This is a genomic window from Draconibacterium sp. IB214405, from assembly GCF_033963885.1.
Taxonomy (GTDB): Bacteria; Bacteroidota; Bacteroidia; order Bacteroidales; family Prolixibacteraceae; genus Draconibacterium.
The window spans coordinates 393,757-408,312 of record NZ_JAXBMA010000002.1 but is presented as its reverse complement, the minus strand read 5'-3'; the positions used below and the strand labels follow the sequence as shown (position 1 = coordinate 408,312).

Here is a 14,556-nt window from a genome sequence, read left to right as displayed (position 1 = left end):
TTTCGTGTTATGAATCAGTGGAAAAACTTTTCAAAAGGTTTCTTAAAAGAAAATCCGGTATTTGTACTGCTGCTGGGAATGTGCCCAACATTGGGTGTAACCTCGTCGGCAATTAATGGACTTGGTATGGGACTGGCCACTACTTTTGTTTTGCTGATGTCGAACATTGTAGTGTCGCTGGTAAAAAATGCCATTCCTGAGAAGGTCAGAATTCCGAGTTTTATTGTAATTATTGCCGCGTTTGTTACGGTTGTACAATTGCTGATGCAGGCTTTTGTTCCTGCGTTGTACAAGAGTCTCGGGCTGTTCATTCCGTTAATCGTGGTAAACTGTATTGTACTGGGTCGTGCTGAAGCTTTCGCATCGAAAAATAATGTGGGCTCTTCAGCAGTTGACGGGCTTGGAATTGGACTGGGATTTACATTCGCTTTGGTTTTATTGGGAAGTATCAGAGAAATTCTGGGAAGCGGTAAATTATTCAACATTACCATTTACCCCGAGAATTATGTAACCCTTGTATTTGTGCTGGCTCCAGGAGCATTTATTGTTCTTGGTTACCTGATTGCATTGATCAACCGAATGAAAAAAAATTAGGAGGATAGAAAATGAATTACTTAGTAATTGTAATAGGCGCCATACTTGTAAACAACATTGTTTTAATGCAGTTTTTGGGAATCTGCCCGTTTTTGGGTGTTTCCAAAAAAGTGTCGACCGGTATTGGTATGACCGGCGCCGTTGCCTTTGTAATGATTTTGGCAACAATTGTAACTTACCTGATACAAAACTATGTGTTGGAGAAATTCGGATTAGGATTTTTGCAAACCATAGCCTTTATTTTAGTAATCGCATCGTTGGTGCAAATGGTGGAGATTATTTTGAAAAAAGTAAGTCCTCCACTCTACCAGGCGCTGGGAATTTTCCTTCCGCTTATTACAACCAACTGTGCAATTTTAGGTGTGGCAATTCTTACCGTGCAAAACGAGTTTAACCTGCTGGAAGGTGTAATATTTTCAACTTCGCATGCCATTGGTTTTGGTCTGGCACTAATAATTTTTGCCGGTATTCGCGAGCACCTCGATTTACAGGATGTACCAAAAGGATTAAAAGGAACACCTATTGCATTAATTGCAGCCGGTATTCTTGCAATGGCGTTTATGGGATTCTCTGGTTTGGTGTAATTAGTTTAAGATTAACCCAATATTAACCATTTATGATTTTTGTCATACAGACAAAATAAACATGCACGCCTTACACAAATTTATTAAATTTGCTATGTAGAGATTACAAAATCTACAAACTCAATTTAATCTAAAAATCGAATACATTGGAATTTTTTCAACAAGTACATAAGTCATTACTTCAGGGGTCGAAAGATACCATCCAGAGAGAGCTGATGAACAGCATCGATTGGAGCGAACGGCTTATCTGTATCAAAGGATTCAGGAGCGTTGGAAAAACAACATTCTTGCTCGACTATATAAAAAAGTATCACCCGGAAAGCAACGAGGTACTTTACCTTAACCTGAATAATTTTTATTTCACCAAACGTAAGATCAGTTCTTTTGCCGATGAGTTTGCCAAACGTGGCGGCAAAGTATTATTACTCGATCAGATTCAGAAATATCCTGACTGGTCAGCCGATTTACGGAAATGCCTGGATGAAATTCCTGAACTGAAAATTATTTTCACCTCGTCGCCGGTACTTCGAATTACAGAAGAAAATCCTGATTTGGAAGGAATAGCAAAAATCTATCACCTCGAAGGTTTATCGTTTCGTGAGTATTTGAATCACGAAACAGGAAGTAATTTTAAGACATACACGCTGGAGGAAATACTGAAAAACCACATTGAAATTGCACAAACCGTGGTTGACGAAATACGTCCGCTGGCATATTTCGACGATTATTTACGTAATGGTTATTTCCCCTACTACATTCACGATCCGAATTTTTATATCGATAAGTTGTTGAAGAATATCAACCTGGCATTGGAGATCGATGTTCCGTACATCAACCAGATTGAATTTAAATACCTCCCAAAACTCAGAAAGCTGTTGCACATCATCGCTTCAGAAACGCCTTTTACTCCAAATGTTAGTAAATTAGCCACTTCGGTTGAAACGTCGCGTGCAACAATTATGAATTATCTGAAGTATTTGAAGAATGCCCGCCTCATCAACCTACTTTATGAGAATGGTGGCAGCGACGACGACCAGATGAAGAAACCGGACAAAGTGTACATGCACAATACCAACCTGCTAAACGCTATTGCTCCGAATAACAATGATAAAGCCACGGTTCGACAAACGTTCTTTTATAACCAGGTAGGTTATGTGTGCCAGCTGGCCAAATCGCCGGTTGCCGATTTTTGCGTCAACGGAAAATATAAATTTAATGTTGGCGGACGAAAACTGAAACCCGAAAAAGGAATTTACGCTGCTTCAGACGTAATTGAGGTTGGCGAAGGAAACAAAATTCCTTTGTGGCTCTTTGGATTCCTTTACTAGAAAAAGGATCAAGATTAGAATATCAATTTTAAACTAAATAAATTAAAGACGAATAAAGATGGCAAAACAAAAAAAGATGGTTACATGTGACGGTAACTACGCAGCAGCGTATATGAGTTACATGTTCAGCGAAGTCGCCTGTATTTATCCGATCACTCCGTCGTCAACAATGGCAGAGTACGTTGATGAATGGGCTGCTTTTGGAAAGAAAAATATGTTTGGTCGCCCAGTACGTTTGGCAGAAATGCAAAGTGAAGCCGGTGCTGCCGGTGCTGTTCACGGAGCACTGCAATCGGGTGCCTTAACTTCTACTTACACTGCATCTCAGGGTTTATTATTAATGATCCCTAACATGTACAAAATTGCAGGTGAGTTATTACCAACAGTATTTCACGTAAGTGCACGTGCCTTAGCCGGTCACGCATTATCGATTTTTGGCGACCACAGCGACGTTTACGCTGCCCGTCAAACAGGTTTTGCAATGTTGGCTTCAGGTTCGGTACAAGAAGAAATGGATCTTGCAGGTGTTGCTCACTTAGCTACGCTTAAAGCAAGAGTTCCTTTCCTTGCTTTCTTCGACGGATTCCGTACTTCACACGAAATTCAGAAAATTGAAGCTATCGAAATGGAAGACATCGTTCCATTGGTTGACCAGGAAGCTATTCAGGAATTCCGCAATCGTGCGTTAAATCCTGAAAATCCTGTTACCCGCGGTACTGCTCAAAACCCTGATATTTTCTTCCAGGCAAAAGAATCAGCAAACAAATTCTACGATGCAGTTCCTGATATCGTTGCCGATTATATGGATGAAATCAGCAAAATTACAGGTAGAAAATACCGTCCTTTCACTTATTACGGTGCACCTGATGCAGAAAACATCATTATCGCAATGGGTTCGGTTACTGAAACCATTAAAGAAACCATCGACTACTTAACTGCTCAAGGCAAAAAAGTAGGTTTAATGAATGTTCACCTGTTCCGTCCGTTCTCAGCAAAACACTTTGTTGAAGCATTACCAGATTCAGTAAAACGTATTGCTGTATTAGACCGTGCTGCTGAGCCGGGATCAACTGGCGAGCCATTATTCCTTGACGTTCAGTCGCAATTCTACGGAAAAGAAAATGCTCCTGTTATTGTTGGCGGTCGTTACGGTTTAGGATCAAAAGATACTACTCCATCACAAATTCTTTCAGTTTACGAAAACCTTGAAATGAAAGAGCCTAAAGGCAATTTCACAATCGGTATCGTTGATGATGTGACTTTCAAATCACTTCCATTGAAAGAAGAAATCAACATGACTCCGGAAGGAACTTACCAGGCTAAATTCTACGGTTTGGGTTCTGACGGTACCGTTGGTGCAAACAAAAACTCGATTAAAATTATTGGTGACGCAACAGATAAATCATGTCAGGGATACTTCCAGTACGACTCGAAAAAGTCGGGAGGTTTCACTTGTTCACACTTACGCTTCGGGGATAAACCAATCCGATCAACTTACCTTGTTACCACTCCTGACTTTGTTGCTTGTCACGTTCCGGCATATGTAAATATGTACGATGTGCTGAAAGGCCTGAAAAAAGGTGGTTCTTTCTTGCTGAACTCTATTAACGACGCAGAAGAAACCAAAAAGCAGTTGCCTGATGCAATGAAGAAATATTTGGCCGAGAACGAAATCAATTTCTACATCATTAACGGTACAAAACTGGGTGAAGAGATTGGTTTGGGAACTCGTACCAATACAATCATGCAATCGGCTTTCTTTAAAATTACTGAAGTAATTCCTTACGAAATGGCTGTTGAGCAAATGAAAGCTGCCATTGTAAAATCGTACGGTAAAAAAGGTGAGCACATTGTAAACATGAACTACGCAGCGGTTGACGCCGGTGGTAAAAACGTAGTAAAAGTTGAAGTTCCTACTGAATGGAAAGACATCGTTGTTGCTGACGAAGCAGCTGCCGATGCTGACCGTCCGGAATACATTACAAAAGTGGTTGACGTAATCAACGCTCAAAAAGGTGACGATCTTCCTGTTTCTACTTTTGCAGGCTCAGAAGATGGTCAATTCCCACTTGGAACAGCAGCTTTCGAAAAACGTGGTATTGCAGTTAACGTTCCTGAATGGCAGTCGGGTAACTGTATCCAGTGTAACCAGTGTGCTTACGTTTGTCCTCACGCGGCAATTCGTCCGTTCCTGATGACAGAAGAAGAAGTTGGTGCTGCACCGGAAGGTACTGAAACAAAAACAGCAACTCCATCGAAAGTATTTGGTGGATTGAATTTCCGTATACAGGTATCGCCACTTGACTGTACTGGTTGTGGTAACTGTGCCGATGTTTGTCCATCTAAAGAAAAATCGCTGATTATGAAGCCACTTGCTTCGCAGCAGGCTGAAGTTGGTCGTTGGGACTACATGGACAAAAAAGTTACAGTTAAAGAAACTGTTGTTGACAAAACAAAATCGGTTAAAAACTCACAGTTCGCTCAGCCATTGTTCGAGTTCTCGGGAGCTTGTGCAGGTTGTGGTGAAACTCCATACATTAAACTTATCACTCAGCTTTACGGTGAGCGTATGATGGTTGCCAATGCTACAGGTTGTTCGTCAATCTATGGTGGTTCTGCTCCGTCAACTCCTTACTGTAAACACAAAGAGTCTGGTCACGGTCCGGCCTGGGCTAACTCACTGTTCGAAGACAATGCCGAGTACGGTTTTGGTTTCGCAGAAGGTGTTAGTGCACAACGTAGCCGTATTGCCGACATTATGACCACTGCCCTTTCAAACGGTGCTTCTGACGCCGAGAAAGAAGTATTTGGCGAATGGTTGGAGAAAAAAGATAATGCCGAAGGTTCAGTTGTTGCTACCAACAAAGTTCTTGACGTTATCAAAGAAAGCGACAGCCAATATGCTAAAGAAATCATGTCATTGAAACAATACCTGGTTAAAAAATCGATTTGGGTATTCGGTGGTGACGGATGGGCATACGACATTGGTTACGGTGGTTTAGATCACGTAATGGCTAGTGGCGAAGATGTAAACGTATTGGTAATGGATACCGAGGTTTACTCTAACACCGGTGGTCAGTCGAGTAAAGCGACTCCTGTAGGTGCTGTAGCTAAATTTGCTGCTTCGGGTAAAAAAGTACGTAAAAAAGACCTTGGCGCAATGATGATGAGCTACGGTTACGTATATGTTGCTCAGGTTGCAATGGGAGCTAACCAGTCGCAGTATTTTAAAGCACTGAAAGAAGCTGAAGCTTACCCAGGTCCTTCTATCATTATCGCTTATTCTCCATGTATCAACCACGGATTGCGTGCCAGCATGGGACGTACTCAGGAAGAGGAGAAAAAAGCAGTTGCTTCAGGATACTGGCACTTGTTCCGCTACAATCCGCTATTGGAAGACGAGGGTAAAAACCCATTCCAATTGGATTCTAAAACACCGGAATGGAACCAATTCCAGGACTTCCTGAACGGCGAGGTACGTTATACTTCATTGAAGAAATCGTTCCCTGCTGAGGCTGATGAATTATTCGCTGCTGCAGAAGTTAACGCAAAATGGCGTTACGCATCATACCAACGTATGGCAGCAATGGACTACTCAACACCTGAAGAAGGAGAAGAATAGAAATTATTCAAGCTATATAGAAAAGCCGCTTCGTTTTGAAGCGGCTTTTTTTATTCGTTGATTTGCGCCAAAGGTGCAAAGTCTATTAACATAGTCCGAAGGGCTATGCAATTAATGGCGAATGCCATAAAGCACCAAGGGTGCGTAGTAGACTAAATCAATCCCAAACAAATCGCTCATCATAAACCACCGCATACTCTTTCAAGAACTGCAGGTATTCCTCTTTAAATGCCCTTGTCTTATGATGCATTTCCTGGTTCTGAATATAATCCTTCACAATTTCAAGCTGCTTAGGATTCACGGAAAAAGCACCATAGCCATGTTGCCAATAAAAATCAGCGAACTCCGTCCCCTTTCCTTTAATCCACTTGGAAGAATGTGTTTTCAATTTCTCCACAAGACTCATAAGGGCTATTTTACGTGATAGATTAAACAACAAATGAACATGATCATTTACTCCTCCAACGATTATTGGCTGCGATTCAAGCTCTTTACAAATACCTCCCAAATAATTGAACAATTCCTTCTTTATGGAATCGGTAATCAATGGTTCTCGGTTTTTCGTACTAAAGGTTAAATGAATATAGTTTTTGACTAATGATTGCGGCATAACATTCTATTTATTCTCTAAAATACAAAATGTGTAGAATTCACTTCGCACCCTTGGCGCTTATTTTTGAATCATATTTCATACCATGCCCTTCGGGCATGGCTATATGACTACGCTCCTTTGGAGCTTACTAATCATGTAAACTCCACGCTTGAAGCAAATTATTTGCGCCAAGGGTGCGAAGTCCTCTAGCATAGTCCGCAGGGCTTTGCGCATTAATGGCGAATGCCATAAAAAAAGCCGCTTCAAATGAAGCGGCTTTTAAAACCTCACACAGAGTCAGGTATTTTCTAAACTAATAAATTGTTTTTATAAAGACAGTATCGTTTTACGCAATGAAATGATACGTTCATTTTTCATTGCTTCAGAACTATTTCAATATTACATCCAGGTAAACAGAATGACGTCCGTAGGTTTCGTAGAACGGTTTATACACAACGCCATCAATTTCAAACTCCAGTTTTTCAGGATCACCTGAAATTGACTTACTGATGTCTTCTGCATCCAATGTTACTTTACGCCATTCTTTGCGTGGCCCTTCTTCCTGAGCTGCCAATAATACCGGTCCATAGAATAAACTGGCAACGTTTTGCTGATCCATAACCGGCTCCAGGTAAAAACGGAATGGCATGCGTAATTCTACTTTATCGCCGTCTTTCCACTTACGGCTGATAGCGAGGTAAGTTCCCGGCTCAGCTTTAACTTCTTCTTTCTTACCGTTTACGGTCACATAAAATCCATCAGTAGCCCAATGTGGTACACGTACATTCAGATCGAATTTGCCACTACCATTAATCGTTAAAGTTGTATTGTCTTCTTTCGGATAGGCAGTTGTTTGTGTAACCGTTACATTTTTATCGGTCCATTTTAATGTTGATGGCACATAAAGATTTACATACAAAGCATCGTTATCTGCACTTTTAAAGTAGATTGAGTTTTGAAGTTTTGTATTACTCTCGAGAGCCGTTCCGTTGCAACAGGTAAAACCATCCATGTGAGCATTACTGAATTGTTTCACCGAACCGGCACGTAAAGGCACGTGATAGGTATTTGCAGGACTGTCTTCGGCAACTGATGCCAGAATGTGATTGTATAGTCCGCGCTCGTAATAATCCATTAACTCAGCTTGCTGATTGTACAAAAACAGGTTACGGCTTAATTTAAGCATGTTATAAGTTGCACAGGTTTCGTTTTGACCGCCAACTGCGAAACCGTTTTCGTAAAGCGTTGCCGGCTCCGCAGTAAAACATTCGGCATTGGCAGGATTACGAGCTCCCGCAACACCACCAATACTATACATGTAATCTCCGGTTGCTTTATTCCAGAAGTTATCGGCAATATCGAAATATTCCGGTTCCTGCGAATCGCGATAGATTTCCAATGCACCCATAATCTGCGGAATATGCTGGTTGGCATGTAACCCTCGGAACATATCTACGTTTTTCGCCAGTCCGTGCGAATGATCGGCATCGCCAAAAAATACGCGGATGTTATCGAATAACTTAGCCGTTTCAAGGTAATTTTTATCATCGGTAAGGCGGCTTAATCTTGCAAGCGCTTCGTTCATTCCACCAAATTCACCTGCAATGTATGTGTTCCAGATACTAATAAGCGTTTCGGTTGGAAGCACACTTAAACGTGCATGTACCCAATCGCCCATTCCTTCTACAATGTCAAGCGCCTTTTCATTGCCGCTTACTTCGTAAATATCCATTAAACCTGCCAGAATCTTGTGTAAAGTATAGTAAGGTGCCCAAACTTTATCGTTATCGGTTCCGTATTTTGCGCCGTGTTCCAGCATGATAAACTGATCCGGTGGATAAGCGCTGATAAATCCTTTACCCCAGTTCCAGTAATCGGTGCGAATACCGGTTTCTGTCAAATCCGAATCAAAACCGGCTTTTCCAGGTCCGGGAGGCACAGCCAACGGATCAGCAACAGACTCTTCGCCTGTAGTTTTTGGTGTTCCTGATAGTTGCGACAGTTCATACAACGTGTTCACCATGTATTCCATTTTTCCGGCAAGCTTAGCCTGGATAGCAGGATCGTAAGCAGCACTTGAATAGGCCTGTGCCAACGCACTCAGGTAGTGACCGGTTGCGTGACCACGCAATTTTGTTTCCTGACTGTCCCAAACACCAAGAGGCTCAGCTCCTGCAGGTTGCTCCTGACCAAAAGCATTTCTGAACATATACAGAAAAGCATCAGGGTTGGTTTCCAACAAACCATCAACAAATTTATCGCGGTTCTCTACAAATTTTGTTTCGTGATCGTGTACATCTTCGGTTAACTCTACCTCATTTAAATCAAAAGCCTCCAACGTGCGGTGCGGAGCAGTATGGTCATGATCGTGCTCTACTACGGTTACAATTGCTTTTGGTTGAATATCGGTTCCGGCAACACGTCCGGTTACCGCATATTTTCCGGCACTTAGCACTTCTTTGTTATCTTCGGGTGCAGGCCAAAGTACACGAACATCAGGTCCCTGAAAATTGTTGCTATAAACGCCTTTTACAAAACGTGGCAAACGTGGCAAAAAGCCAACTTCTGTTTCCACTTCAACTGTTGGAACGCTGGTTAAATACTCGTTATATAACTGTGGCGTTGATTCCGAAAACTCCGGGAGATCAGGATCCTGTCGGTTTCTCAACAATTCCTCTGCTTCCTCGGGGTGTCGGGCACTAAAATGAATCCATCCGATTTGACGGATATTTAGTGGAATACGATAAATTCGGAAATCGTGCAATTTTGCATCCAATGAGGCAGCATCTGATGTTAGTGATTTACCAATAACAAACTGTTCAGCGGCCCCTTTACGGCTATCAAAAAGTTGTTTTAATTCTACATCGACATCCTTCACTTCTCTAACCAGCGTACCATTTACGTAGGTTGAAAAGCTTTTTGTAGGAACATTAATAACCACTACAACATGGTTCCATTCATTTAAAGCTATGGCCTCGGCACTTGCTGTGTAGGTATTGTTTTCAGTACATACCTGTGCTACAAAACCATCTGTAGCGGCTGGTGTAGCAATGAAACTCGATTTGCCGTTTTTTCCAAAGTCGAAAAGTGGCGCACCACCTTCTGACGAACGCAAATAAACCCAACCCGAAATACTTAGCGACTCCTCTCCTGCCAGCATTTCACCGGGGATGGTAATAAAAGCTTTTCCGTCGCCGGGTAACGACAGTACTTTATCGAAAACTTTATCGTCGACAAAATTATATTCCGAGCCTTCAATTGTTCCATGTAAATTATTTCTCGACCAGTCTTTGGCATTTTCTTCAAACGTGTAACGGGCAATTAATCCCGTTTCTCCAATTCCATCCAAAATCTGATCACCGCTTTGTGCAAATACGGTACTTGTGCTCCAGGCACAAAGACCAAGTATTATTCCAACTATCGGCTTTAACATTTTCATATTTCTTATTTTTAGTTTTTAAATGAGGTTCGACTTTTGCGTCATCTTCCGGATCAAAATTAGCCAACATCTTTCCAAAAGGCCATATAATGCTGTTCAGAATACTTGACTGTATGTTCAAAATACCACTACAAAATGCCCGGGACAGCTGTGGACAAAAGTATAACAACACTTTTCGGAGCCAGAGAGACCGCGGTAACACGAAGAAATAGCGAATAAAATCTGACAGTACACATAAACCGTTTTTTGTGTATGAACTTTTAAATCCAGCCAACTTCTTTTTTCCAGTTTTCCATTTCCTGTTTTCGTTTTTCGAAATCTGATGGCGGCAATTGATGATCCTTTTTAGCTTGATTTCTGATTCGTTCAGTTTGTTCTTCGAGCGTGTTTAGTCCCAACAATTTTCGTCGTTCGTTTACCTTGTTACGATCATCGAAAGTGTTTGGACTCAGCTCTCCGTTGTTATCCCAGTCGAATTGAGTACCGTACAATTGTGGTTTTCCTTCAAAAACGGCTATTCGGTCGCTCAGATAAGCTAAACTTACCGGATCGGCGTTCTTTTCGCGAACTGCAACTTCCAATAGTTTTGCACATTTTTTCATAAAAGCAGGCAAAGCAATGGCATGTTGGATGATCAACCAGGCGGCTTCGTTGGCTTCGTCGCCCACTTTCGCAATTGTGGGCAAACCAATGGCATCGATAATTTCGTTTAAAGCTCTTGCATTGTTGTTGTGCAGTTGCTGCATCTCCTTGTTATACCCGTCGCCAAGTTGCCCGCGTTCGATAAGTTTATTCCGAAGTTCGAGGTCGGCATTTTTTAATGCGATTATCTTTACGGCAACAGCGTTATAGTCCATTCATTTAATTTTTTTCGGCTAAGTTTTTCAACAGGTTGATTGCTTTCTGCGCATCGTCTACCGCAACAAAAATATGATCGTGGTAATACCCTGCAACAACGTTACAACTGATATTATTTTCGGCAAGTGTTGTTGAAATTGCGGCTGTAAATCCCACCGCGTTTAGCGACGAGTGCACCATTAACGTAATCCACGAAGCAACGTAATCGTAGGTGAAGTTTAATTTATCGGCAATCTCTCTTTCAACGACAACGGTAACTCCTTCTTTTTCTTTAAACTCAAACAGGGTGTTTTTCCTGTCTACTTCATCGGCGTTGCTAACCGTTAAAAATACATATTCGCCCGGATTCAGTACCGGTGTCATTTTCTTTAACAACTCTTTCAGGTTTTTTTCTCCTGTCATACAATTTATTACCTCTTGTTATGATTCTTTATTTTGGTTGAGTTGTGCTTCCAACCGTTTAATTTTTTTCTTTAAACGAACCGTATCAACAGAACTAATTATAGCACCAAGCATGAATCCAAATAATAGTATTGAAATTCCGTTTGGATAATGTTGAAGTCTGAAAAATGCTCCTGTAAGAACCATTAATGCTGCAATAGCGTAAATAATACCAATTACTGTGGTGACCTGATTTTCGGTTTGTTTAGTATTCATAGTTTTTAATTTATGAGTTGTTTCAGAATGTTTGGTGACAGTTAGTGTATGATTTTGTAGGAGATTGCCGACTTAAGTTTTTTGAATTCTTCCTTTTCAATTTTGTACCAATTAATTTCTACTCCATCATCGTAAAATTTTTCGATAAACTTTAACCCGATATTTGTCAAAATTTTGTTCGAACCTTCATTATCACAGTCGGCCATTGCATAAACCTCGCCTGCATTTAGTTCGTCGAATGCATAGCCCAAGGACGCCACTGCTGCTTCAGTTGCAATTCCTTGGCGCCAATACCTTTTTATTAATCGGTAACCAAGGTCGTAATAGTTTTTATGATTGTTTGTCAAGTCTGTAACAAATTTCAGTCCCGACCAACCTATAAACGCATTTGTATTTTTATCAATTATTGCCCAGCGACCGATTCCATTATCAATATATTGTTGGCGAATAAAGTTTATCATCTCCATCGATTGATCTTTGGTACTTACCGGTTTATTCCCCAGGTATCTATGTACCTCACTATCTGAATCCAGTTCGAACATACCATCAACATCTGTCGGAAGTATTTCTCTTAAAATTAGTCGCTCCGTTTCTGCAAATACTTTCATTTATCTTTTGGTTATTGAATTAGATGCTGGTTTCTAATGTTTTGTATCGAAGAGATGTTTTCAATGCAGCGGGTATTTTGAATTATGTTTATAAAGATAACATAAAATTTGCGATAATATAGTTCGGGGCAAAAAGTTGTTTGGTTCGCGTCCTCCTTTTTTAAAAGGAGGTGTCCCGATCGCAGCATCGGGGCGGATGATTGGATTAGTTTACGTAAAATTCACCCCCTTTTATTCTCCTTCGCAAGAGGGGATAGAATTCGACAGAAGATTAAGCTTTTCGCCTCAACACAAAAACGCCACACACGTCTTCACTGTCGAAAGTTGAGCCAATGATTTGGGTTTCGGTAATACGGTGCACTTCAAAAGTATTGGGCAGGTAACTAATCTCGCGGCCATTTTGTATGGCTTTTACCTCAACGCTTTCCAGCAGCAGTTTCCCATCCGTAATGGTACCTTTTACCTTTTCGGCAACTTGAATACTGTAGTTGTTTTCCACCGCTTCGGTAAACCAGAACACGCCGTTAACCTCATCTCCGTTTTGAGTCAGCTCCACCTCTCCTACCGAGTTTCCGTATTCAAAATCTTCGTTGTATGTCCAGCAACCTGAAATGTTCATCGTTGTAATTTTGCGCAAACTTAGCAAATTTCCGTCATCTAAAATAAGCAACAAAGACTCGATCCTTTCCCTCGTTTGCATCGAGGGGCAGTAGAATTTTATTTATGAAACTTATACCCCAGTGAAAACATAAACGAACGGTTGCGCATCGTTACATCGGTATTGGCTTTGGTCGAAATGTTGTTCAAAGCAAAATGGCCGGTGAATTCAAACAAAAACGAGTTTAGCTCAAGTCCTCCACCTACACCCAATCCCAATCCAAAACGATGCAGATCATCGTCCTCATCGGGGCCCCACACAATTTTCCTGTCGTTTTCCAACTTTATTTTCCCGCTAAGCCCAACTCCAACATAGGGGCCAAGCATACCGTAAATTTTTAAAGCGTTGATATTCGTATACAATTTCCCAAATACCGGAATATCGATGTACCACAGATTAACTTTCGAGGGAATACTGTACCAATGATCATTCACACTTTCCGACTCGTTTATTTTTATGCCTTTGGTGGTAATAATTAAAGCCGTTTCAATGCCTGCGCCTTCGTTAATTCCCCATTCGAACGTTGGCCCAAAATGAAAACCTGATCGCATATTCAACTGTTCGGTCATTATTGAACCTCCTTCATCAATCATCATATCCGACAAGGTATATCCGGCTTTTACACCAATGGTTTGTGCAAAAAGGTCAACCGAAAGAAAAGTAAAAAAAGCCATAACCAGTAAGCGGGCAACTATTCTCATTGTGTAAGATTTTTTGGTTATAGCTTTCTATACGTGATAAAAGTGGTTTATGTTAGTTTTTAGTTGATTAACAAGTATCAATTCGTTTACCGCAATCCGCCAGCTGCCGGTTGTAAATTGATTATCACTGTAACCCCAGCCCTAAAGGGAGCAGTGAAAATCAATTCGCTCCCTTCAGGGTCGGGGTAAACGAATTTATTTTCAACACAGACCTTAATTTTGAGTAATTACATCAAATTATATTCTTCGAACGTTCAAACAAACTTTCATAAAAAAAGGCCGCTTAAAAAGCGACCTCTCGTAATCTTATTTGGTTGTGGAATTTATTCCTTTATAACTGTAAGGACCGGTTTTAACGAGTATAATCCGTTTCCTTTTTCAACTACCGATTTTTCGGCGTCGAAATCAAGCATCAGACTGAACGTTTCACCATCGGCAATTGAGTCGTGCACATTTACCTTTAGTCCCGATTGTTGTGCCGACGGCGTATCCATATCCAGCGTATCGCCACCCACTACAATCTGGTTGTTGTCGCCCAAAATCAAACGTATTTGCGACAGGTAACCCGCCGGAATTTCATCTTCCGATAATTGAACACTGTTACCGTCGGTAAACATCAACAGGTCGATCTGGCCAACTGTATCCAGTTCCAAATCCATCCAGTCACCTTCTGAAGTATCGGCATCATTCACGTTAATTCGCAGTCCCTGCACATCAACAAGCACAGCCTCGTATTCGGCCGGGGCGTCAGTTAAATCTACTTTCAATGTACCGGTACCGGAATGGTCAGTATCAACATCGCTGCAAGCCACAAAAAAAACAGCGGTTATAAAAAATACTGGTATTAATCTTTTCATGATATTTTGTGTTTAACTCTATGTATAACGCTGAACGGCCGAAAATGTTATTCTGCAA

At 41.2% G+C, this 14,556-nt stretch carries 13 protein-coding genes; 4 read left to right on the top strand and 9 right to left on the bottom strand.

The features are described from left to right. The first annotated feature begins 9 nt into the window (after positions 1-9). The 4 genes from rsxE (at position 10) to nifJ (ending at position 6,128) form a co-directional block, all read left to right on the top strand. Positions 10-594 carry an electron transport complex subunit RsxE gene (rsxE, locus tag SLH46_RS08085; protein WP_297100200.1) on the top strand — a complete coding sequence of 195 codons (585 nt, stop codon included), beginning with the start codon at positions 10-12 and terminating at the stop codon, positions 592-594. Positions 595-605: 11 nt separating this feature from the next. Further along, positions 606-1,178: an electron transport complex subunit RsxA gene (gene rsxA / locus SLH46_RS08080; protein ID WP_163345682.1), complete on the top strand. Its 573-nt coding sequence runs from the start codon at positions 606-608 to the stop codon at positions 1,176-1,178. A 146-nt stretch (positions 1,179-1,324) separates the two neighbouring features. Beyond that, positions 1,325-2,506 (top strand): ATP-binding protein, encoded by a 1,182-nt coding sequence (locus tag SLH46_RS08075; protein ID WP_320280660.1) that lies wholly within the window; start codon positions 1,325-1,327, stop codon positions 2,504-2,506. 58 nt (positions 2,507-2,564) lie between these two features. Continuing rightward, positions 2,565-6,128 carry a pyruvate:ferredoxin (flavodoxin) oxidoreductase gene (gene nifJ, locus SLH46_RS08070; RefSeq protein WP_320280659.1) on the top strand — a complete coding sequence of 1,188 codons (3,564 nt, stop codon included), beginning with the start codon at positions 2,565-2,567 and terminating at the stop codon, positions 6,126-6,128. A gap of 157 nt (positions 6,129-6,285) precedes the next feature. On the opposite strand, the gene tnpA is transcribed toward nifJ, so the two are convergent. From tnpA to SLH46_RS08025, 9 genes are all read right to left on the bottom strand, one after another. Next, the gene (gene tnpA, locus SLH46_RS08065) at positions 6,286-6,738 is read right to left on the bottom strand and encodes an IS200/IS605 family transposase (RefSeq protein ID WP_320280658.1); all 453 of its coding nucleotides are present in this window, start codon (positions 6,736-6,738) and stop codon (positions 6,286-6,288) included. A 370-nt stretch (positions 6,739-7,108) separates the two neighbouring features. Further along, a complete protein-coding gene (locus SLH46_RS08060; protein WP_320280657.1) occupies positions 7,109-10,159 on the bottom strand; it encodes a beta-L-arabinofuranosidase domain-containing protein in 3,051 nt (1,016 codons plus the stop codon). 260 nt (positions 10,160-10,419) lie between these two features. Further along, on the bottom strand, positions 10,420-11,016 hold the full coding sequence (locus SLH46_RS08055; RefSeq protein ID WP_320280656.1) for a DUF6624 domain-containing protein: 597 nt from the start codon (positions 11,014-11,016) through the stop codon (positions 10,420-10,422). A gap of 4 nt (positions 11,017-11,020) precedes the next feature. After that, positions 11,021-11,419 carry an ACT domain-containing protein gene (locus SLH46_RS08050; RefSeq protein WP_320280655.1) on the bottom strand — a complete coding sequence of 133 codons (399 nt, stop codon included), beginning with the start codon at positions 11,417-11,419 and terminating at the stop codon, positions 11,021-11,023. Positions 11,420-11,437: 18 nt separating this feature from the next. Continuing rightward, a complete protein-coding gene (locus SLH46_RS08045) occupies positions 11,438-11,674 on the bottom strand; it encodes a hypothetical protein (protein WP_320280654.1) in 237 nt (78 codons plus the stop codon). Positions 11,675-11,715: 41 nt separating this feature from the next. Beyond that, a complete protein-coding gene (locus SLH46_RS08040; RefSeq protein WP_320280653.1) occupies positions 11,716-12,282 on the bottom strand; it encodes a GNAT family N-acetyltransferase in 567 nt (188 codons plus the stop codon). A 271-nt stretch (positions 12,283-12,553) separates the two neighbouring features. Then, positions 12,554-12,982, bottom strand: a complete 429-nt coding sequence (locus SLH46_RS08035; RefSeq protein WP_320280652.1) for a hypothetical protein — start codon at positions 12,980-12,982, stop codon at positions 12,554-12,556. 17 nt (positions 12,983-12,999) lie between these two features. Further along, on the bottom strand, positions 13,000-13,641 hold the full coding sequence (locus SLH46_RS08030) for a porin family protein (RefSeq protein ID WP_320280651.1): 642 nt from the start codon (positions 13,639-13,641) through the stop codon (positions 13,000-13,002). A gap of 323 nt (positions 13,642-13,964) precedes the next feature. Continuing rightward, on the bottom strand, positions 13,965-14,498 hold the full coding sequence (locus tag SLH46_RS08025; RefSeq protein ID WP_320280650.1) for a DUF4382 domain-containing protein: 534 nt from the start codon (positions 14,496-14,498) through the stop codon (positions 13,965-13,967). Between the last annotated feature and the right edge of the window lie 58 nt (positions 14,499-14,556).

What these genes read in the sequence shown, in the direction of transcription:
- SLH46_RS08045 (WP_320280654.1), bottom strand. Translation starts at nt 11,674, where the DNA reads ATGAATACTAAACAAACCGAAAATCAGGTCACCACAGTAATTGGTATT.
- SLH46_RS08040 (WP_320280653.1), bottom strand. Translation starts at nt 12,282, where the DNA reads ATGAAAGTATTTGCAGAAACGGAGCGACTAATTTTAAGAGAAATACTT.
- SLH46_RS08025 (WP_320280650.1), bottom strand. Translation starts at nt 14,498, where the DNA reads ATGAAAAGATTAATACCAGTATTTTTTATAACCGCTGTTTTTTTTGTG.
- tnpA (WP_320280658.1), bottom strand. Translation starts at nt 6,738, where the DNA reads ATGCCGCAATCATTAGTCAAAAACTATATTCATTTAACCTTTAGTACG.
- rsxA (WP_163345682.1), top strand. Translation starts at nt 606, where the DNA reads ATGAATTACTTAGTAATTGTAATAGGCGCCATACTTGTAAACAACATT.
- SLH46_RS08060 (WP_320280657.1), bottom strand. Translation starts at nt 10,159, where the DNA reads ATGAAAATGTTAAAGCCGATAGTTGGAATAATACTTGGTCTTTGTGCC.
- SLH46_RS08030 (WP_320280651.1), bottom strand. Translation starts at nt 13,641, where the DNA reads ATGAGAATAGTTGCCCGCTTACTGGTTATGGCTTTTTTTACTTTTCTT.
- rsxE (WP_297100200.1), top strand. Translation starts at nt 10, where the DNA reads ATGAATCAGTGGAAAAACTTTTCAAAAGGTTTCTTAAAAGAAAATCCG.
- SLH46_RS08035 (WP_320280652.1), bottom strand. Translation starts at nt 12,982, where the DNA reads ATGCAAACGAGGGAAAGGATCGAGTCTTTGTTGCTTATTTTAGATGAC.
- SLH46_RS08055 (WP_320280656.1), bottom strand. Translation starts at nt 11,016, where the DNA reads ATGGACTATAACGCTGTTGCCGTAAAGATAATCGCATTAAAAAATGCC.
- nifJ (WP_320280659.1), top strand. Translation starts at nt 2,565, where the DNA reads ATGGCAAAACAAAAAAAGATGGTTACATGTGACGGTAACTACGCAGCA.
- SLH46_RS08050 (WP_320280655.1), bottom strand. Translation starts at nt 11,419, where the DNA reads ATGACAGGAGAAAAAAACCTGAAAGAGTTGTTAAAGAAAATGACACCG.